Raw genomic sequence first — 19,676 nt, forward strand, 5'->3', positions numbered from 1 at the left:
TCTCCGCGCTCGTTCACGCCTTTCCCCTCCTGCTCCGGAACGCCCGCAGCAGGACGTGCCCCGCGACCGTCGTACCCAGGGCCAGCACGCCCACCCGCCGGGAGAGCACGCAGGCCCGCTCGATGTCGTCCACCGTCACCGGCCGCAACTCCGCGCCCAGCACCGGCCGGTGCTCCACCCGCTCCCCGTACTGGAGGGTCCCGCCCAGCCGGACGCCCACGGCGCCCGCGAAGGCGGCCTCCGCCTGGCCCGCGTTCGGGCTCGGGTGCGCCGAACCGTCCCGCCGCCAGACCCGCCAGGCCGTTCGCGGCCGTGGTGCGGCGGCCACCGTGAGCAGTGCCGTCAGCCGGGCGCCCGGCCAGCCCGCCACGTCGTCCAGCCGGGCCGAGGCCCAGCCGAACCGGGCGTACCGCGGCGATCGGTGGCCGACCATCGCGTCCAGCGTGTTCACCGCGCGGAACGCCAGCAGCCCCGGCGTGCCCGCCAGGGTGCCCCAGACCAGCGCGTTCACCACGGCGTCCGCCGTGTTCTCGGCCACCGACTCGACCACCGCGCGGGCGATCTGCGGCCCGTCCAGCGCGCTCGGATCCCGCCCGCACAGGTGCGGCAGCCGCTCGCGCGCGGCCGCCAGGTCGCCGGTGGCCAGTGACCGGCCGATGGCGCGCGCCTCCCGGGTCAGCGAGGTGCCGCCCAGCACCGTCCAGGTCGCGGCGGCCGCCAGCGCGGCCCGGCCCAGCGGACGCCGGCCCACCGTACGGTCCAGGGCCACCGCGCCGGCCGCGACCGCGCCCACGCACAGCGCCGTGTACCCGGCGCCGGCCACCCGGTCGTCCTGCCACACCCGCCGCTCCAGCCGGGTCGCCGCACCGCCGAAGACGGCCACCGGGTGGCCGCGCCGGGGGTCGGCGAAGCGGGCGTCGGCGGCGAAGCCCGCGGCGGCGCCCAGCGCGAACGCGGCGGCGCGGGTCAGCGGGCGCACGACGGGTTCGACGAGTTCGAGGGGTTCGACGGGTTCGGCGGAAGGCCGCGTGGGGTCCGGCGGGTCGGGGCAGCCTGCATCGCGCGCGTGTCCTCACTCAGGGTCCGCGCCCTGGATCGACGTACCGGGGGCGAGAGTCTCCTGGCTTCCGGGTCGGACGCACCCCCGGGCCTTCCAGCGGCTTCTGACGGCCCGCCGTGGCAACTGTTCCGAGCGTGCTCCCCGGTGACAGTGGCGGGACCGCGCCGGACTCGCACCGGCTTCCTCTGCATGCCTCCGTTTGGCCCCAGGATCCCATCACGCGGCCGAACCGGGAGTCAACCGAGGTCACGGAGGGGTTGGTCACACGTCGGCACGTCGTCGCCACCTCCGCTCCGCCCGCCCGCAGGGGCATGACACCCTGTCCGATCGTCCAGCGCCCCGGAGGGGCCTCCGGGGCCGCTTCGTGCGTTCGGCGGCCGGGGCCCACCGCCCCCCGCCCCTACCGTTCGTTCCCATGCGACGCAGCCAGCCCCCCGCCCGCGGTCCCGCCGCGGCCCGGTCTGACCCGCCCACCCGTAGCCCTGCCGTGACCCGGACGGCCCAGCCCGGTGGCCGCCCGCGCGGGCCCCCGGTGAACTGGTGCCCGAACACCGTCCGGTCCAAGACCAACCGTCCGGTCCAAGACCAGCAGACCAGCAGAGCGGGGAGCGATATGCGTTGGGGAACCGCGGCCGTCGTGGCGGCCGCCGCCGTCGGCGCCGGGGCCGCCGGGGCCGCCGTCCTGGTGATCGGCCGCCGGGCCTCCGAACGGATGGTCCACCCGGCGACCGCCGTCCAGGGGTCCGGCCCCGTTCTGGTGCGGAGCCTCGCGGCCGGCCGGATCACCTTCAACCGCCGCCCCGAGAGCCTGCGTCCCGGCCGCTGGGCCGTCGAATGGGACGACCACGGCCACGCCGTCGTCGAGGACGTCCTGCACAGCGACGAGAACGGCGTCACCCGCCGCCTCGTCCGCGCCGACCGTGGCACCCTCACCCCCGGCACCGAGGTCCGCTTCACCCCCCGCGTCCATCTGGGCGACCCCACCGAGGCGCTCGGCCTCCCCTTCACCGACACCGCCGCCGACGGCGAACTCGGCGCCCTCCCCGCCTGGCGCCTCGACGGCAAACGCGGCACCTGGGTGATCCTCATCCACGGCCCCGGCACCGACCGGCAGCAGACCCTCGCGGTGCTCCCCGTCCTCGACCGCCTCGCCCTGCCCGCCCTCGCCGTCACCTACCGCGGCGACCAGGGCGCCCCCGCCTCCCCGGACGGGCTCGGCCACTTCGGTGAGACCGAGTGGCGCGACGTCGAGTCGGCGGTACGGCTCGCCCTCGACAGCGGCGCCGGCCGGGTCATCCTCTACGGCTGGTCCCTCGGCGCCACCATCGCCCTCCAGACGGCCGCCCGCTCCGCCTGGGCCCACGCCATCAGCGGCCTCGTCCTGGACTCGCCGGTCCTCGACCTGCCCGCCACCGCCCGCCGCGGCGCCGCCCGGGCCGGCTACACCGGCGCCGCCGCCGAACTCGGGGCCCTCGCCGCCGAGGGCCGCACCGGCGTCGACCTCGCCGACTTCAGCCGCATCGCCGAGGGCACCGACCTGCGCGTCCCCACCCTCCTCCTGCACAGCCCCGACGACCAGGTCGCCCCCTTCCGCGCCGCCGAACGCCTCGCCGCCGCCCGCCCCGGTGTGGTCAGCCTCCGCCCTTTCCCGGGCGCCGACCACGCCACCCTCTGGAACTCCGCCCCCACCCACTACACCGAACTCCTCCGCCGCTGGCTCACCCCCCTTCTCTGAACCCAGCCCCCCCGTTCGAGAAGTCACCCCCACCGGACCCCTATTCGGCGCCCGGACATCACGTGTCAGCCACGGAGCGTGACCGGTCGAGCGGGTACGGCGACCACTGCTGCGGGGGCCAAATCGGGATGGCATGACCCCGCCACCTGTTTCCGGCCAGGCGGTTTGCCTCTGTTGCCCGATTGTTGCCCGATCTTGGGGAGGTGCCGTCGACGACAGCCCGTCCGTACAGCCAACCGGATGTGACAGAAGGCCGGTACAAGGGGAAGACTGCTCGACGTGACGTCTCGGAATCCGCGCGACCGTGATGCCCCGCTCCCGCCGACGATCGGTACCGGCGCGACGGTGACCCGTCTCCCCGGTACGGCCCACCGGCCCGCCGCCGGCAAGCCGGGCGGGGCCGGGGTACCCCGCCGACGAGGGCCCGCTGCGGCGCCCGGTCGGGGGAGGGTTCCCGTACCGGAGGGCTTCCCCGCGCCGGCCGAGCTGGCGCCGCTGGCCCGCCGGATGCTGGTGGACGCCGTCCGGATCGCCCGCTGGGCGGGGGAGCTGGAGGAGGTCGACAAGCGCGGCGAGCTGCTGCCCGAGGACGCCCGTGCGGCGGGTCTGGCGCTGGCCATGACGGTCGGTGCCGCCGCCAAGTCGTGGGGGCAGGCGCTGCTGGTCGGCCTGGTGGAGGCCAGGGACGGCGGTGCGGGGCCGGGTTGGCGCCTGCACGCCTGGGAGCACGACGACGAGGCGGTGGTCCGCGGCTGGTCGGCGCTGTTCGACGCCTGGACGCTGCTGGCCCCGGTGCCGCCGGCCGCCCTGCGGGGCGTGTTCGCGGTGCTGGCCGGTGAGGCGGTGGACCAGGCTCCGCAGCTGCTGTCCTTCCTGCACCTGGTGGCCGGTCCGGTGTCGGACGGCGAGCTGCTGGAGCTGCTGCGCCGGGGGCTGGACGAGCGCCGGGTGGGTGGCGCGGACGGTTCGGGCCTGTCGCCCGTGCCGCATGCCGCCTCGGCGGTGTCGGCGGTCCGCGGCACGTGCCGGGAGCCGCAGATCGACACCCCGCCGTCACCGGCGGACGTGGCCGCGGTCCTGGACTGGATGCTGGACGGCCTGGCGGCCGTCGGGGCCGTGGTCCGCAGGAACGAAGCCGCCGAGCTGTCGCCGCTGGGCCACTGGGCGGTGCGGGCGAAGCTGGAGGAGATCTGCACGGTCGCGCAGACTGCGGCCGGGCACATCGAGCAGAGCGCCTTCGAGCTGCTGAACGCCTGCGCGGACTACTCGCCGGGCCCGGCGCGGGCCGAGTTCCGCGCCTGGGTGGCGGCCCGTCCGGCGGATCGGGCGGTGGCGGAGCTGCTGGACGCGGCGCAGGGGGACGACGCGCTGGTGCGCGGGCTGGCCTTCGAGGCGCTGCGGGTGGCCGGCGGCCCGGCGGAGCAGGCGGTGCGGGCGGCGGTGGACGAGCCGGTGCTGCGCCCGTACGCGCTGCTGTGGCTGGCGGAGCGCTCCGACGAGGGGGTTTCGCCGGCGGACGTGCTGGGGGCGGAGGACGCGGCCTGGCTGTGGGTGGACACGGCCGCGGCGGTGCTGGACCACGGCGAGACGGAGCTGCTGGTGGGCCATGTCGAGGGCGCCGCGGCGGGTGATCCGGTGCGGCTGTTCGCCCGGGCCCGGCAGTCGGGGCACCCGCGGGCGGCCTCGGTGCTGACGGCGGTCTCGGGCGTGCACCCGGATCCGGGTGTGGCGCGGGCGGCCCGCCGTTCGGCGTTCAGCGTGCACACCGGCGGCGCGTAGCAGTACCCGGGCAACACCGGCGGCGCGCAGCAACACCCGGGCAACACCGGCGATGCGTAGCAACACCCGGACACAGCGGAACAGCAGCACCCGGACACAACGAGGAGGGGCCCGGATCCGACTGGATCCGGGCCCCTCTCACGCACTGGGACGACTCAGCCGAGCCGGGACTCCGCCCGCCTGGCGCGGACGTCGCCGACCTTCTGTCCGACCTTGCGCCGGATGACCAGCAGCGGGGCCATCGCGGCGAGCGTGATCTGGGCGAAGGCGCCGACGTGCATCAGGGCGTCGCCGCCGGGCAGACCGGTGGCCCAGGCCGCGAGGCAGCCGATGGAGACGACGATCCAGCACAGCGTGGCGGTGGCCAGCAGCCCCTGGGGCTTGGGGTACTCGATCCGGCTGACCATGAGGTACGCGGCGCCGAAGATGGCGAGCAGACCGGGCAGGAACGGCGGGTCGAGCAGCACGATGGCGATGACCGTCATCGCGCCCATCGGGCAGGGCATGCCCTGGAACACCCCGGGCCGCATCTTGACGGCGGAGAAGCGGGCGAGCCGCAGGACGACCGCGAGCAGGACGGTGATCGCGATGAGCGCCGAGAGCTTGCTGTTGGAGCCCGGGGAGACCATGCCCCAGACGGCGACGAAGTAGGCCGGCGCGATGCCGAAGCTGATCAGGTCGGCCAGGTTGTCCAGTTCCGCTCCGAGGGCGGAGGAGCGGAGCTTGCGCGCCACCAGTCCGTCGAAGAGGTCGCACATGGAGCCGATGAGCAGCAGCGTGACCGCGGTGGCGGCGCTGTGCCGGTCGGGTGCGGCGTCCGGGTTGGTGATGTGCGGGACCAGCACCCCGGTGGTGATCGAGTAGATCGCCAGGAAGCCGCAGACGGCGTTCCCCAGGGTCAGGAAGTCGGCGGTGGACAGGTGTTGGGGAGAGCGCGGGGCGCGCAGCTCGCGGTCGCGCGCCCAGCGGCGGCGGCGCAGGGCCGTCTCCTCGTCGTCCAGGCCGACGATTGTCTCAGGATCAGTCACGGTCAAGGCGCGTCACCCCGGCTGTGGTCTTCTGGCCGACCTCGACGCCGACCTCGACGCCGGCCGGCAGGTAGGTGTCGACCCGGGAGCCGAACCGGATCAGACCGATCCGGTCGCCCTGTTCGACCTTGGTACCGGCGGCGACGTACGGCACGATGCGACGGGCCACGGCCCCCGCGATCTGCACCATCTCGATGTCGCCGAGCTCGGTGTCGAAGTGCCAGACGACCCGCTCGTTCTGGTCGCTGTCCTTGTTGAACGCGGGTACGAAGCCGCCCGCGACGTGCTCGACCGACGTCACCGTGCCGGGCAGGGGCGCACGGTTGACGTGGACGTTGAGCGGGCTCATGAAGATCGCGACCCGGGTGCGGCCGTCCGGCCAGGCGTCGATGCTCTGCACCACGCCGTCGGCGGGGGAGATCACTCTGCCCGTGCCGATCTCACGCTCGGGGTCGCGGAAGAACCACAGCATGCCCGCGCCGAGCGCGCAGGCGGGTACCGCTGCCAGGGCCCACTTGCCGCTGCGCCTGGTGAGGGCGGTGGTCACGGCGGCCGTGGCGAGGGTGGGGACGAACCAGGGGGTGGCTCCGCGCGCGATGGTCACGCGGGGTCGCCGACCGGCCGTCGTGGCTGCGAGGGCATCGCGGTCCGTGACGGAGGTGTGAGGGGACGGGCTGATGGGCATCGAAGACCTTTGTCGCGGGGGATCATGGCCGCTGGACGGGGGCCACCGCGGGATCGGGTAATAGAGGGACGGCTTGCTGTCCCGGTGGATGCTATCGGGAGCACACGGTGGGTGGGCAACCCGCCTGCTCGTTCATGTGTCCGGCGGAAGTGCGTGTGCGCGTCCCACCTCTACGACCGTAGCTCGCCCCGGTCCGGTTCCCAAGGGACCGGACGGGGCTGGTGACACTTGTCTCAACAGGCGTGTCAACGGAACCCGGTGGGTGGAACGGGCCGTTCGCGGTCCGCCGGGTGAGCGGGACACGGCCTGTCGAGGGTGTGCGGAAGCGGCCGCGGGGCGTGTTGTCGCAGCTGTACGCCCCGCAGCCGCTTCCGGAGGGCCGTGCCGGACCCCAGGCGGACCAGGCCGGGGCCGTGGTGGGCACGGCGGGTGGCCGGGACGGGCCCGCACGCCCGTCGACCGGCGGTTCGGAAGGGTTCATCCGGCCGGCCGCGAGCGGTCCGGGGGCCGCTCGTCGAGCCGGGGTGAACCCGGTGCTCACTCCGCGATCCGGTACTCCTCCAGGAGCCGGCGTCCGACGATCATCTTCTGGATCTCCGCAGTTCCTTCACCGATGAGCAGCATCGGGGCCTCGCGGTAGAGCCGCTCGATCTCGTACTCCTTGGAGAAGCCGTAGCCGCCGTGGATGCGGAAGGCGTCCTCGACGACCTCCTTGCAGTACTCGGAGGCGAGGTACTTGGCCATGCCGGCCTCGAGGTCGTTGCGCTCGCCGCCGTCCTTCTTGCGGGCGGCCATGACCATCATCTGGTGGGCGGCCTCGACCTTGGTGGCCATCTCGGCGAGCTTGAACTGGATGGCCTGGTGCTCGGCGATCTTCTTGCCGAAGGTGGAGCGCTGCTGGGCGTAGGAGATGCCGAGTTCGAAGGCGCGGCGGGCGACGCCGCAGCCGCGGGCGGCGACGTTGACGCGGCCGACCTCGACGCCGTCCATCATCTGGTAGAAGCCGCGCCCGGGGACGCCGCCGAGGACGCGGTCGGCCGGGATCCGGACGTCCTGGAGGACCAGTTCGGTGGTGTCGACGCCCTTGTAGCCCATCTTCTCGATCTTCCCGGGCACGGTGAGGCCGGGGACGGTCGGGTTCGGGCCGAATCCGGCGGTCTTCTCGATCAGGAAGGTGGTCATGTTCTTGTACGGGGTGTCGCCGCCCTCGTCGGTCTTGCAGAGGACCGCGACGAGGGTGGAGGTGCCGCCGTTGGTGAGCCACATCTTCTGGCCGTTGAGGACGTAGGACTCCCCGTCCTTGACGCCCTTGGTGGAGATGGCCGAAACGTCGGAGCCGAGGCCGGGCTCGGACATCGAGAACGCACCGCGGATCTCCCCGGCGGCCATCTTCGGCAGGAAGTGGTCCTTCTGCTCCTGGGTGCCGTGGGCGTTGATCATGTGCGCCACGATGAAGTGGGTGTTCACGATGCCGGACACGCTCATCCAGCCCCGGGCGATCTCCTCGACCACCAGGGCGTAGGTGAGCAGCGACTCGCCGAGGCCGCCGTACTCCTCGGGGATGGTGAGGCCGAAGAGGCCGAGCTGCTTCATCCCCTCGACGATGGCGGTCGGGTACTCGTCCTTGTGCTCCAGCTCGGTCGCGACCGGAATGATCTCCTTGTCGACGAAATCCCGCACGGTGGCGAGGATGTCCCGCTGGATCTCGGTGAGGCCGTCGGTCTGTGCCAGGCGTCCCATCGTGCGGCTCCGAAAGGTTGAAGAGGGCGGGGGGGGGGGGATTTCCGGGGGCCCTGCCGGCGTGGCTGCGGCAGCAGGGCCCCCGGTGCCGGGTGGGGGTCGGCCGATGACGGCGGCCTGCCCCTCCGGGGTCTGAGGGAGTCCGGCGGCCCAGGAAATCGGGGTCTCGGGAGATCCGGGGTCCTGGAGAACCGGGGTCCTGGGAAAGGGGTCCTAGGAAAGGGGAGTCGGGCGGCCGGGCTGCTCGCCGCCGCGCTCCTTGATGTACGTCCCGGTCGGCACCATCACCTTGCGGCGGAAGACGCAGACGACCGTGCCGTCCTGCTTGTACCCCTTGGTCTCGACGTACACGATGCCGCGGTCGTCCTTGGACTTGGACGGCCACTTGTCGAGGACGGTGGTCTCGCCGTAGAGGGTGTCGCCGTGGAAGGTCGGCGCGACGTGCCGCAGCGACTCGATCTCCAGGTTGGCGATGGCCTTGCCGGAGACGTCCGGGACGGACATGCCCAGCAGCAGCGAGTAGATGTAGTTGCCCACCACCACGTTCCGGCCGAAGTCCGTCGTCCGCTCGGCGTAGTTGGTGTCCAGGTGGAGCGGGTGGTGGTTCATGGTGAGCAGGCAGAAGAGGTGGTCGTCGTACTCGGTGACGGTCTTGCCGGGCCAGTGCTTGTAGACCGCGCCGACCTCGAACTCCTCGTAGGTGCGTCCGAACTGCATGGCTCAGGCCCTCAGCTTTCCGGCTTCTTCTCGATCTGGGGGTGTTCGAACTTGGTGGTGCGCTCCATCCCGGCGGCCCGGCCCTTGCCGGCGATGACCAGGGCCATCTTGCGGCTGGCCTCGTCGATCATCTCGTCGCCGAGCATCGCGGAGCCCTTGGCGCCGCCCGCCTCGGAGGTGCACCAGTCGTAGGCGTCGAGGATCAGCTCGGCGTGGTCGTAGTCCTCCTGGGAGGGCGAGAAGATCTCGTTCGCGGCGCCGACCTGGTCGGGGTGGAGCACCCACTTGCCGTCGAAGCCGAGGGCGGCGGCACGCCGGGCGACCTCGCGGTAGCCGTCCTGGTTGCGGATCTGCAGGTACGGACCGTCGATGGCCTGGAGGTCGTTGGCGCGGGCGGCCATCAGGATGCGCATCAGGATGTAGTGGTAGGCGTCGGCCGGGTAGCCGGCCGGCTGCTCGCCGACCACCAGGGACTTCATGTTGATGGAGGCCATGAAGTCGGCGGGGCCGAAGACGATGGTCTCCAGCCGGGGCGAGGCCTCGGCGATGGCGTCGACGTTGACCAGGCCCTTGGCGTTCTCGATCTGCGCCTCGATGCCGATCCTGCCGACCTCGAAGCCCATGGTCTTCTCGATCTGGGTGAGCAGCAGGTCGAGCGCCTTGACCTGCTCGGCGTCCTGGACCTTGGGCAGCATGATGCAGTCGAGGTTGGGGCCGGCGCCCTCGACGACGGTGATCACGTCGCGGTAGGTCCAGTGGGTGGTCCAGTCGTTGACCCGGACGACGCGGGTCTTGCCGCCCCAGTCGCCGTTGTTGAGCGCGTCGACGATGTGGTGGCGGGCGCTCTCCTTGACCAGGGGGGCGCAGGCGTCCTCGAGGTCGAGGAAGACCTGGTCGGCGGGGAGGCCCTGGGCCTTCTCCAGGAAGCGCGGGTTGCTGCCGGGTACGGCGAGGCAGGAGCGGCGCGGGCGCAGACGGTTGAAGGTGGCGGCGGAGCCGCTCGAAAGAAGCGTGGCGGCGGGCGCCGGGTGGGCAGACATGAGGGTGGGTCGGTTCCTTCCCAGTGGTCAGCTGGTGGGCGCGGGTGCGGGCGTCCAGGGCTGGAGCTTGTTGGCGAGCCGGATCTCGTCCACGATCCGGCCGATGATGGTGGTGATGCCGAAGTCCTTCGGGGTGAACACGGCGGCGACGCCGGCGGCCTTGAGGGCCTCGCCGTCCGCTGACGGGATGATGCCACCCACGATCACCGGGACATCCTGCACCCCGGCCCGGCGCAGCCGCCGCAGGACGTCGGGCACCAGCTCGGAGTGGGCGCCGGAGAGGATCGACAGGCCCACGCAGTGCACGTCCTCCGCGACGGCGGCGGAGACGATCTGTTCGGGGGTCAGCCGGATGCCCTGGTAGACCACCTCGAACCCGGCGTCGCGGGCCCGGACGGCGATCTGCTCGGCGCCGTTGGAGTGCCCGTCCAGGCCGGGCTTGCCGACCAGCAGGCGCAGCTTGCCGGCGCCCAGCTCCTCGGCGGTGGCGGCGACGGCGGCGCGCACCGCGGCCAGTTCCCCGCCGGGTTCGGCGGCCACCGCGACCGGGGCGCCGCCGACGCCGGTGGGTGCGCGGTACTCGCCGAAGACCTCGCGCAGGGCGAAGGCCCACTCGCCGGTGGTGACGCCGGCCCGGGCGCAGGCGAGCGTGGCCGGCACCAGGTTGGCGTCGGTGGCCGCGGTGGCCTTGAGCTCGGCCAGCGTGGTCTGGACGGCGGCCTCGTCGCGCTGTCCGCGCCAGGCCTCCAGGGCGGCGAGCACGGACTGCTCGGAGGCCGGGTCGACGACCATGACGGCGGTGTCGAGGTCGGCCGTGAGCGGGCTCTCCTCGGTGGTGTCGAAGCAGTTGACGCCGACGATCCTGTCCTCGCCGGACTCGATCCGGGCCCGGCGGGCGGCGTGCGAGGAGACCAGGTTGGACTTCAGGTAGCCGGACTCCACGGCCGGAATCACCCCGCCCATGGCCAGCACCTTGGCGATCTCCGCCTCGGCGCCGGCCAGCAGTTCGGCGGTCTTGGTCTCGATCACCTCGGAGCCGTTGAAGAGGTCGCCGTACTCCAGCAGGTCCGACTCGTAGGCCAGCACCTGCTGGATCCGCAGCGACCACTGCTGGTCCCAGGGCCGGGGCAGGCCCAGCGCCTCGTTCCAGGCGGGCAGTTGGACGGCGCGGGCGCGGGCGTCCTTGGAGAGGGTGACGGCCAGCATCTCCAGGACGATCCGCTGGACGTTGTTCTCCGGCTGGGCCTCGGTCAGGCCGAGCGAGTTGACCTGGACGCCGTAGCGGAAGCGGCGCTGCTTCGGGTCCTGGACGCCGTAGCGCTCCAGCGTGACCTTCTCCCACAGCTGGGCGAAGGCGCGCATCTTGCACATCTCCTCGACGAAGCGCACGCCGGCGTTGACGAAGAAGGAGATCCGGGCGACCACCTCGCCCATCCGCCCGGCCGGCACCTGGCCGGAGTCGCGGACGGCGTCGAGCACCGAGATGGCGGTGCACATCGCGTAGGCGATCTCCTGGACGGGCGTGGCCCCGGCCTCCTGGAGGTGGTAGCTGCAGATGTTGATCGGGTTCCACTTGGGGATGCGGCCGACGGTGTAGGCGATCATGTCGGTGATCAGGCGCACCGAGGGGCCGGGCGGGAAGACGTGCGTCCCGCGCGACAGGTACTCCTTGACGATGTCGTTCTGGGTGGTGCCGGTGAGCTTGGCGATGTCGGCGCCCTGCTCCTCGGCGACCACCTGGTAGAGCGCCAGCAGCCACATCGCGGTGGCGTTGATCGTCATGGAGGTGTTGGTCTGTTCGAGCGGGATGCCGTCGAACAGGGCGCGCATGTCGCCGACGTGGCCGACCGGTACGCCGACCCGGCCCACCTCGCCGCGGGCGAGGATGTGGTCGGAGTCGTAGCCGGTCTGGGTCGGCAGGTCGAAGGCGACGGAGAGGCCGGTCTGGCCCTTCGCCAGGTTCCGCCGGTAGAGCGCGTTGGAGTCGCTCGCGGTGGAGTGCCCGGCGTAGGTGCGCATCAGCCAGGGGCGGTCACGCTTCTGCTGGTCGGTCATCGGATCGGCCTCAGACGTTCCGGAAGCGGTTGATCGCCGGCAGGTGCCGCTCGCGCAGCGCGTGGTCGCGCACGCCCAGACCCTCCTCGGGCGCCAGGCAGAGCACGCCGACCTTGCCCTGGTGCTTGTTGCGGTGCACGTCGAGGGCGGCCTGGCCGGTCTCCTCCAGGGAGTAGACCTTGGACAGGGTGGGGTGGATCTTGCCCTTGGCGATCAGGCGGTTGGCCTCGAAGGCCTCGCGGTAGTTGGCGAAGTGCGAGCCGACGATGCGCTTGAGCGACATCCACAGGTAGCGGTTGTCGTACTGGTGCATGAAGCCGGAGGTGGAGGCGCAGGTGACGATGGTGCCGCCCTTGCGGGTGACGTACACCGAGGCGCCGAAGGTCTCCCGGCCCGGGTGCTCGAAGACGATGTCGACGTCCTCGCCGCCGGTGAACTCGCGGATCCTCGCGCCCAGGCGCTTCCACTCGCGCGGGTCCTGGGTGTGCTCGTCCTTCCAGAACCGGTAGCCCTCGGCGGAGCGGTCGATGATCGCCTCGGCGCCCATGGCGCGGCAGATCCCGGCCTTCTGCTCGTTGGAGACCACGCAGATCGGGGTGGCGCCGCCCGCCAGCGCGTACTGGGTGGCGTACGAGCCGAGGCCGCCGCTGGCGCCCCAGATCAGCACGTTGTCCCCCTGCTTCAGGCCGGCGCCGTTGCGCGAGACCAGCTGACGGTACGCGGTGGAGTTGACCAGGCCGGGGGAGGCGGCCTCCTCCCAGGTGAGGTGCTTGGGCTTGGGCAGCAGCTGGTTGGTCTTCACCAGGGCGAGCTGGGCCAGTCCGCCGAAGTTGGTCTCGAAGCCCCAGATGCGCTGCTCCGGGTCCATCATCGTGTCGTTGTGGCCGTCCGGGGACTCCAGCTCGACGGAGAGGCAGTGCGCGACGACCTCGTCGCCGGGCTTCCAGGCGTTGACGCCGGCGCCGGTGCGCAGCACCACGCCCGCGAGGTCGGAGCCGAGGACGTGGTACGGCAGGTCGTGGCGCTTGGTGAGCGGCGACAGCCGGCCGTAGCGCTCCAGGAAGGAGAAGGTGGAGACCGGCTCGAAGATCGAGCTCCAGACGGTGTTGTAGTTCACCGCGCTGGCCATGACGGCGACCAGGGCCTCGCCGGGGCCGAGCTCCGGCAGGGCGACCTCGTCGAGGTGAAGGGACTTGCGGGGGTCCTTGTCGCGGCTGTCGAGGCCCGCGAACAGCTGCTCCTCGTCCTTGTGGAGCGTCACCGCCCGGTAGGACTCGGGCAGCTTGACGGCGGCGAAGTCCTCCGACGTGGCGTCGTTGCTGAGGATCGCGTCGAGGATTTCCTGCATGGCTGCCTCCGAAGGCGTACCTGTGTGAGGGCACAGGGCGTCTGGGGTAGCCGGGAGCGGACACCGGCTTCGCTGAGGTGGGTGGTGGGTGGTCGGGCTGGGCGCCCGGGGTGGACCGGGTCGAACGCGCACTGCTCCCGGGGTGTGGGAACGCCGGACGACGGCGCGCCGAGGTGGGGAGCCGCGGCGCCGCGACTGGTGAGTAACAAGGTAGTGGCACCCTGTGCCACTCGTAAAGACACCGGGTGTCACGAATTCCGGCGCGCTGGAAAGGCCCGCGAGCGCGCGGTGGCGGATGTCGAAAGGGCCCGCGCCGACTACTCGGCGCGGGCCCTCGATGTCGCTCTGACCTGGCTGGATGGTGCCCTCAGGACTCCCTGGCGCCACTCAGTGCGGCCCGGATGGTGTCCACCACCACGTCCAGCGGAGCGTCCGTCCGGGCGACTGTGATGAGCACCTCACCTCCAGGGCTGGCACTCAGTGCGCTCTCGGCCAGCCGCTCACCGGGAGCCCCATTGGCACCCGGTGCCACCAGGGAGCCGCGGCGTCTGGCACCCGGGGTGCTGGCGGCCCAGAAGGTCCGCCGGATCACCTCGAAGGAGTGGTCCAGCTGCGCCTCCACGTCCCCGCGCCCGCCGGCCCGCAGCCAGCGCCGCAGCACGTGGTTGTGCGCCGCGACGACCGCCGCCGCCGACACCTCGGCCAGCATCGAGTCGTCCTCGCCGCCGCGCTGCCAGCCCGACGGGATGGACTCGCCGGTGTCGAAGCGCCCCAGCAGGTACCGGGTGAACAGCCGCTCGTACCGGGCCACCACCGCGATCTCCCGCTCGCGCAGCGCCGGCACCTGACGGATCAGCTGGTACCGCGCGACCGACACCCCGGGCGTCGAGGCGTACATCCGCAGCACCTCCTTGATGCCGCGGCAGACCACGTCCAGCGGGTGCTCCTCCGGCTCGGCGCTGGCCAGCAGGTCGGCCACCCGGACGAGGGTGTCGTCGTGGTCCGGGAAGATCGCCTCCTCCTTCGACCGGAAGTACCGGAAGAAGGTCCGCCGGGCCACCCCGGCGGCGGCCGCGATCTGGTCGACCGTGGTCTCCTCGTAGCCCTGCGAGGAGAACAGCTCCATCGCGGCCGTGGCCAGGTCCTGACGCATCTGCTGGCGCTGCGCCGCCGCCCGGCGGCTGCCCGGCCCCCCTTCCGGCCCGGTGCCCCCGGTCGAGGGGGCCGTCCGGTCGGCGCCGCGCGGTCCGGCGGAGTGCTGCGGGGTGGCTGACTGAACCCGATCCATGTCCGGAACGCTACACGGCCCCGGCGGCTCGGCCGCGGCCCTTCCCCGACGGACCGGTGCGACCGGGCCGCTGACGGCCGGTCTGGGCCAGCGCGCGGACACCGTCCCCGGGCTCCAGCCCGGTCTGGCCTGGCCCGGTCCGGCCGCGGACGGCCCGGCCCCGGGCGCCGCCGCGCGCGCGGCGGCGCCCCCGGCCGCTGGCGTCGTCACCGGCGCGCGTGGTCGCGGAAGCCGCGGCCGGTCTTGCGGCCCAGGCAGCCCGCCGCGACCAGGTGCTCCAGCAGCGGCGCGGCGGCCAGGCCCGGCTCGCGGAACTCCTGGTGCAGCACCTGCTCGATGGCCAGCGAGACGTCCAGGCCGACCACGTCCAGCAGCTCGAACGGGCCCATCGGGTAGCCGCAGCCCAGCTTCATCGCGGTGTCGATGTCGTCCACCGTCGCGTAGTGCTCCTGGAGCATCCGCACCGCGTCGTTCAGGTAGGGGAAGAGCAGCGCGTTGACGATGAAGCCGGCCCGGTCGCCGCACTCCACCGGGTGCTTGCGGACCTCGGCGGTCAGCTCCAGCACGGTCGCGGTGACGTCCGGCGCGGTCAGCACGGTGGAGACCACCTCGACCAGCTTCATGGCCGGCGCCGGGTTGAAGAAGTGCATGCCGATCACGTCCTGCGGCCGCGAGGTGGCCGTCGCGCAGCTGATCACCGGCAGCGAGGAGGTGGTGGTGGCGAGCACCGCTCCCGGCCTGACGATCTTGTCCAGGGTGGCGAACAGCTCGCGCTTGACCGCCAGGTCCTCGGCCACCGCCTCGATCACCAGGTCCACCTCGGCCAGCTCGGCGTACTGGCCGACCGGGGTGACCAGCGCCAGCGCGGCGTCCCGCGCCTGCGCGCTCAGCCGGCCCCGGTCGACCGCGCGCGCCAGCGACTTCGCCAGCTGCGCCTTGGCCCGGTCGGCCTTCTCCTGGCTGCGGGCGGCCAGCAGCACCGGGCGGCCGGCCTTGGCGAACACCTCGGCGATGCCGGTCGCCATGGTGCCCGAGCCGCAGACGCCGACCGTGCGGACCTCCCGGCCCGCCACCGCGGGCCGCGCCGGGCCGGTCGCCGCGTCCACGGCCCTGGACGAGCCGGGCGCCTCGTAGGTGTAGAAGCCGCGGCCGGACTTGCGGCCCAGCAGCCCGGCCGAGACCAGTTGGCCGAGGATCGGGGCGGGCGCGTGCAGGCGGTCCCGGGACTGCTCGTACATCGCCTCCAGCACGGTCCGCGCGGTGTCCACGCCGATCAGGTCGAGCAGCGCCAGCGGGCCCATCGGCAGGCCGCAGCCGAGCCGCATCGCGGCGTCGATGTCCTCCCGGGAGGCGTACCTGGACTCGTACATCGCGGCGGCCTGGTTCAGGTACGCGAACAGCAGGCCGTTGACCACGAAGCCGGCCCGGTCGCCGGCCGCCACCGGCTCCTTGCCGAGGTCCCGGGCGAACGCGGCGGCGTCCTCGGCGACCTGCGGGGAGGTCAGGACCGTGCGGACCACCTCGACCAGCTTCATGCTGTGCACCGGGTTGAAGAAGTGCAGGCCCAGCACCCGCTCCGGGCGGGCGGTCGCGGCGGCGATCCGGGTCACCGAGAGCGCGGTGGTGCCGGTGGCCAGCACCGTCGCCGCCGGGCAGATCCGGTCCAGCTCGGCGAAGAGCTCCCGCTTCAGCTCCAGCTGCTCGGGCACCTCCTCGATCACCAGGTCTGCCCCGGCGGCGGCCGGCAGCTCGTGGCCGACCGAGATCAGCGCCAGCAGCGCGGCGCGCTCCCCGGCGGTGATCCGCTCCCGGTCGACCGCGTGCGCGGTCGCCTCCTCGATCCGGGCCAGTGCCCGGGCGGCCGAGTCCTCGGTGGCCTCGATGCCGATCACCCGGCGGCCGCTCCTGGCGACGGCCACCGCGACACCGGCACCCATCGTGCCGAGGCCGACGACGGCGACCGTGGAAAAGGGACGCTCCATCTGTCCTGACTCCTAGTCATGAGGGGTCCGCGCGCGCCCCGGCGGGCGGGCCGCCGCGCCCGAGCGTGCGTCGGGGGCGGCCGCCGCCGGGGGAGGGTCCGCGCGCGGGGCTGGGGAGATGACGGGTTCCGGCACACCGGCCCGGCGGCCGGTCCGCTCCGGCCGAACTGAGGGGTGTGCCGTGGTGCTCAGGCGCTCAAGGGTGAGAGGAAGCGGCTCTGATACGAGGAAGGAGACCCGGCCCGCCGCGGTTCGCGGCGCCGGCCGGTGAAAGACGCACCGCGCGCCCGCCGTGGACACGGCGACCGCAGGCCCCCGCCGGTGCGGCTCCCGTAGCCCGGCGGTGGTGCGTCCGGCCACTGTAGCGAAGCTACCCGCGAGTAGGAAGGGGTGCGGGCGCCATATATCGCGTCCGGTGCATCGGGGCGGGGTCCCGTGGTGGCCCGAACGGGTGAACGAGCGGACGGGCGTCCACGGGGACCACCCGATAGGGGAGTTACCCGGCCGCGACGGGCGGGGCAGCATGGAGGCATGACCCTCGGAACCGCCGCCGGCCCCGCCGCGTCCACCTCCGGCTCCACCGGCCCTGCCGGAGGCCTCGGCGGGCACCTCGCCGCCGTCACGCTGCCCCCGCGCGCCGTGCGCGTCGAACAGGCCGAGGCCGCCGTCGACCGGCTGCGCACCGCCGCCGTCGACGCGGTGGCCGTCACCTGGGTCGACAACGCGGGCATCACCCGGGTCAAGGCCGTCCCGCTGGGCGCCCTGCTGCACGCCGCGCAGTGGGGCGTCGGCGCCGCACCCTGCTTCGACGTCTTCCTGGCCGACGACGGCATCACCACCAGCCCGAGCACCGGCGGCCCCACCGGGGACCTCCGGCTCTACCCCGACCTCGACCGGGTCGTCCCGCTGGCCGCCCAGCCCGGCTGGGCCTGGGCCCCGGGGGACCGGCACACCCAGGACGGCACCCCGCACCCCGGCTGCCAGCGGCTGTTCGCCCGCCGGATGGAGGCCGCGGCCGCCGAGCGCGGCCTGACCGTTCAGGCCGGCATCGAGGTCGAGTGGGTGGTCGCCCTCGCCGGCGGCCCGCAGGACGAGCCGCAGTACCCGACGCACGGGCCCGCGTACGGGATGCACCGGCTCACCGACCTCGCCGACTACCTGCGGGACGTCCTGCGGGCCCTCGGCGAGCAGGGGCTGACCGTCCTGCAGATCCACCCCGAGTACTCACCGGGCCAGTTCGAGGTCTCGGTGGCCCCCGAGGGCCCGGTCGGCGCCGCCGACACCTCCGTCCTGGTCCGGCACACCGTGCGGGCCGTCTCCGCCCGGCACGGCCTTCGGGTCTCCTTCGCCCCCGTGGTCGAGCCCGGCGCGGTCGGCAACGGTGGGCACCTGCACCTGAGCCTCTGGCGGGACGGCCGCAACCTCGGCCACGGCGGCCCCGGCCCGCACGGCCTGACCGCCGAGGCCGAGGGCTTCCTCGCCGGGGTGCTCGGCGCGCTGCCCGAACTCCTGGTGCTGGGCTGCTCCAGCCCGGCCGGCTACCTGCGGCTGGTGCCCTCGCACTGGGCCGGGGCCTACCAGTGCTGGGGCCTGGAGAACCGCGAGGCCGCGCTGCGCCTGGTGACGGGCTCCACGGGGGAGCGGGCCGCCGCCGCCAACGCCGAGGTCAAGTGCTTCGACGCCAGCGCCAATCCGTACCTGGCGGTCGGCGCGGTGCTCGCCGCCGGTCTCGCCGGTCTCGACCGACACCTGTCGCTGCCGCTGGAGTTCACCGGGGACCCGGCCGCCGCCGAGCCCGGCGCGGTGCCCCGGCTGCCGACCGGCCCGGCGGAGGCGCTGGCCGCGTTCGAGCGGTCGGCGGTGCTGCGCGAGGCGCTCGGCGGGCCGCTGTACGAGGCGGTGCTGGCGGTGCGCCGGGCCGAGGGCGAGCAGTACGCCGTCGCCACCCCCGAGCAGCTGGTCGCCGCCACCCGCTGGCGGTACTGACCGGTGGTCGCCGGACAGGCCCTGGCGGTGCCCGCGCTGGTCGACCACCACTGCCACAGCGTGGTGGCGGCCGGACCGGACCTGTCCGACGACGCCCTGGCCGGGCTGCTCACCGAGTCCGACCGACCGCCCGCGCCCGGCTGTTCGCCCTTCGACAGCGCACTCGGCCTGGCCGTCCGGCGCTGGTGCCCGCCCGCCCTCGGCCTGCCCGCGCACGCCCCGGCCGCCGACTACCTGGCCCGGCGGCGCGAGCTGGGCGGCGCCGAGGCCACCCGCCGGCTGCTGGCCGCCGCCGGGCTGGACACCTGCCTGGTGGACACCGGGCTGACCACCGCCGCGGGCCTTCCGCTGCTGCCGCTCGGCGAACTGGCAGCGGCCACCGGGGCGGTGGTGCGCGAGGTGGTCCGGCTGGAGTCGGTCGCCGAGACGGTGACGGGCCCGGCCGAGGCCTGGCCGCGGGCCGTCGGCGAGGCGCTGGCGGCGGCCGCCGCCGGTGCGGTCGCGGTCAAGTCGGTGCTCGCCTACCGGCACGGCCTGGCCGCCCCCGCCGAACGGCCCGAGCGGGCGGCCGTGGTGGCCGCGGCCGGTGCCTGGCTGCGCGGCGGCCGGGGCCGGCTGGCCGATCCGGTCCTGCTGCACCACCTGCTCTGGACGGCCGTGGACGTCTGCGCCGGGCTGGGCCTGCCGCTCCAACTCCACACCGGCTTCGGCGATCCCGACCTCACCCTGCACCGGGCCGATCCGTCGCTGCTGACCGGCTTCGTGCGCGCCGCCGAGCCGAGCGGCGTCCCGCTGGTGCTGCTGCACTGCTACCCGTACCACCGCCAGGCCGGCTGGCTGGCCCAGGCCTTCCCGACGGTGTACACCGACCTCGGGCTGACCGCCTCCTACACAGGGCCGCGGGTGGCGGCGGTGCTGGGCGAGATGCTGGAACTCGCGCCGTTCGGCAAGCTGTTGTTCTCCACCGACGCGTACGGGCTGTCCGAGCTGTACCTGGTGGGCGCCGCCCAGTTCCGGTACGGACTGGGGGCGGTGCTGGCCGACTGGCGGGCGGGTGGCGCCTGTTCGGCGGCGGACGCGCAGCGGCTGGCCCGGTCGGTGGCTGCCGACAACGCCCGCAGGCTGTACTCGCTGTAGGGCGCACCGTAGCACGTCGGCGAACCATCACTTTTTAACACTCTTCAACTCTGTTGACGTTGTTGGCCCCGGACTCCAGGTTTCCGCTGCTGGCCA

General features: G+C 73.5%; 14 protein-coding genes and 1 riboswitch. Of the genes, 4 read left to right on the top strand and 10 right to left on the bottom strand.

Annotated elements, in window-relative coordinates; genetic code table 11:
- Positions 1-13: 13 nt before the first annotated feature.
- On the bottom strand, positions 14-979 hold the full coding sequence (locus tag ACIPLC_RS08130) for a cobalamin biosynthesis protein (RefSeq protein WP_400472113.1): 966 nt from the start codon (positions 977-979) through the stop codon (positions 14-16).
- A gap of 134 nt (positions 980-1,113) precedes the next feature.
- Positions 1,114-1,247: riboswitch (cobalamin riboswitch) on the bottom strand.
- A 426-nt stretch (positions 1,248-1,673) separates the two neighbouring features.
- Here ACIPLC_RS08130 and ACIPLC_RS08135 point away from each other — a divergent pair.
- Positions 1,674-2,795, top strand: coding sequence for an alpha/beta hydrolase family protein (locus ACIPLC_RS08135; protein ID WP_400472114.1), 1,122 nt, complete (start codon positions 1,674-1,676; stop codon positions 2,793-2,795).
- A 345-nt stretch (positions 2,796-3,140) separates the two neighbouring features.
- Positions 3,141-4,574 (top strand): hypothetical protein, encoded by a 1,434-nt coding sequence (locus ACIPLC_RS08140; RefSeq protein ID WP_400472115.1) that lies wholly within the window; start codon positions 3,141-3,143, stop codon positions 4,572-4,574.
- A 155-nt stretch (positions 4,575-4,729) separates the two neighbouring features.
- On the opposite strand, the gene ACIPLC_RS08145 is transcribed toward ACIPLC_RS08140, so the two are convergent.
- From ACIPLC_RS08145 to ACIPLC_RS08185, 9 genes are all read right to left on the bottom strand, one after another.
- Positions 4,730-5,608, bottom strand: coding sequence for a CDP-alcohol phosphatidyltransferase family protein (locus ACIPLC_RS08145; protein WP_400472116.1), 879 nt, complete (start codon positions 5,606-5,608; stop codon positions 4,730-4,732).
- Positions 5,595-6,287 (bottom strand): phosphatidylserine decarboxylase, encoded by a 693-nt coding sequence (locus ACIPLC_RS08150; RefSeq protein ID WP_400472117.1) that lies wholly within the window; start codon positions 6,285-6,287, stop codon positions 5,595-5,597. Before ACIPLC_RS08150 ends, ACIPLC_RS08145 begins: the two co-directional genes overlap by 14 nt.
- Positions 6,288-6,824: 537 nt before the next feature.
- Positions 6,825-8,027, bottom strand: a complete 1,203-nt coding sequence (locus ACIPLC_RS08155; RefSeq protein WP_400472118.1) for an acyl-CoA dehydrogenase family protein — start codon at positions 8,025-8,027, stop codon at positions 6,825-6,827.
- Positions 8,028-8,240: 213 nt separating this feature from the next.
- On the bottom strand, positions 8,241-8,744 hold the full coding sequence (locus ACIPLC_RS08160; RefSeq protein WP_400472119.1) for a MaoC family dehydratase: 504 nt from the start codon (positions 8,742-8,744) through the stop codon (positions 8,241-8,243).
- Positions 8,745-8,755: 11 nt separating this feature from the next.
- Positions 8,756-9,784 (bottom strand): HpcH/HpaI aldolase/citrate lyase family protein, encoded by a 1,029-nt coding sequence (locus tag ACIPLC_RS08165; protein ID WP_400472120.1) that lies wholly within the window; start codon positions 9,782-9,784, stop codon positions 8,756-8,758.
- 27 nt (positions 9,785-9,811) lie between these two features.
- On the bottom strand, positions 9,812-11,839 hold the full coding sequence (locus tag ACIPLC_RS08170; protein WP_400472121.1) for a protein meaA: 2,028 nt from the start codon (positions 11,837-11,839) through the stop codon (positions 9,812-9,814).
- Between the two features lie 10 nt (positions 11,840-11,849).
- On the bottom strand, positions 11,850-13,187 hold the full coding sequence (ccrA, locus tag ACIPLC_RS08175) for a crotonyl-CoA carboxylase/reductase (RefSeq protein ID WP_400472122.1): 1,338 nt from the start codon (positions 13,185-13,187) through the stop codon (positions 11,850-11,852).
- A gap of 367 nt (positions 13,188-13,554) precedes the next feature.
- Positions 13,555-14,475: a TetR family transcriptional regulator gene (locus ACIPLC_RS08180; protein WP_400472123.1), complete on the bottom strand. Its 921-nt coding sequence runs from the start codon at positions 14,473-14,475 to the stop codon at positions 13,555-13,557.
- A 206-nt stretch (positions 14,476-14,681) separates the two neighbouring features.
- Positions 14,682-16,457 carry a 3-hydroxyacyl-CoA dehydrogenase family protein gene (locus tag ACIPLC_RS08185; protein WP_400472124.1) on the bottom strand — a complete coding sequence of 592 codons (1,776 nt, stop codon included), beginning with the start codon at positions 16,455-16,457 and terminating at the stop codon, positions 14,682-14,684.
- A gap of 531 nt (positions 16,458-16,988) precedes the next feature.
- Between ACIPLC_RS08185 and ACIPLC_RS08190 the strand changes: the two genes are divergently transcribed.
- Both ACIPLC_RS08190 and ACIPLC_RS08195 read left to right on the top strand, forming a co-directional pair.
- Positions 16,989-18,443 (top strand): glutamine synthetase, encoded by a 1,455-nt coding sequence (locus ACIPLC_RS08190; RefSeq protein WP_400472125.1) that lies wholly within the window; start codon positions 16,989-16,991, stop codon positions 18,441-18,443.
- 3 nt (positions 18,444-18,446) lie between these two features.
- Positions 18,447-19,580: an amidohydrolase family protein gene (locus ACIPLC_RS08195; RefSeq protein WP_400472126.1), complete on the top strand. Its 1,134-nt coding sequence runs from the start codon at positions 18,447-18,449 to the stop codon at positions 19,578-19,580.
- Positions 19,581-19,676: the final 96 nt, after the last annotated feature.

Origin of the sequence: Kitasatospora sp. NPDC086801 (assembly GCF_044745805.1) — a bacterium.
Lineage (GTDB): Bacteria > Actinomycetota > Actinomycetes > Streptomycetales > Streptomycetaceae > Kitasatospora.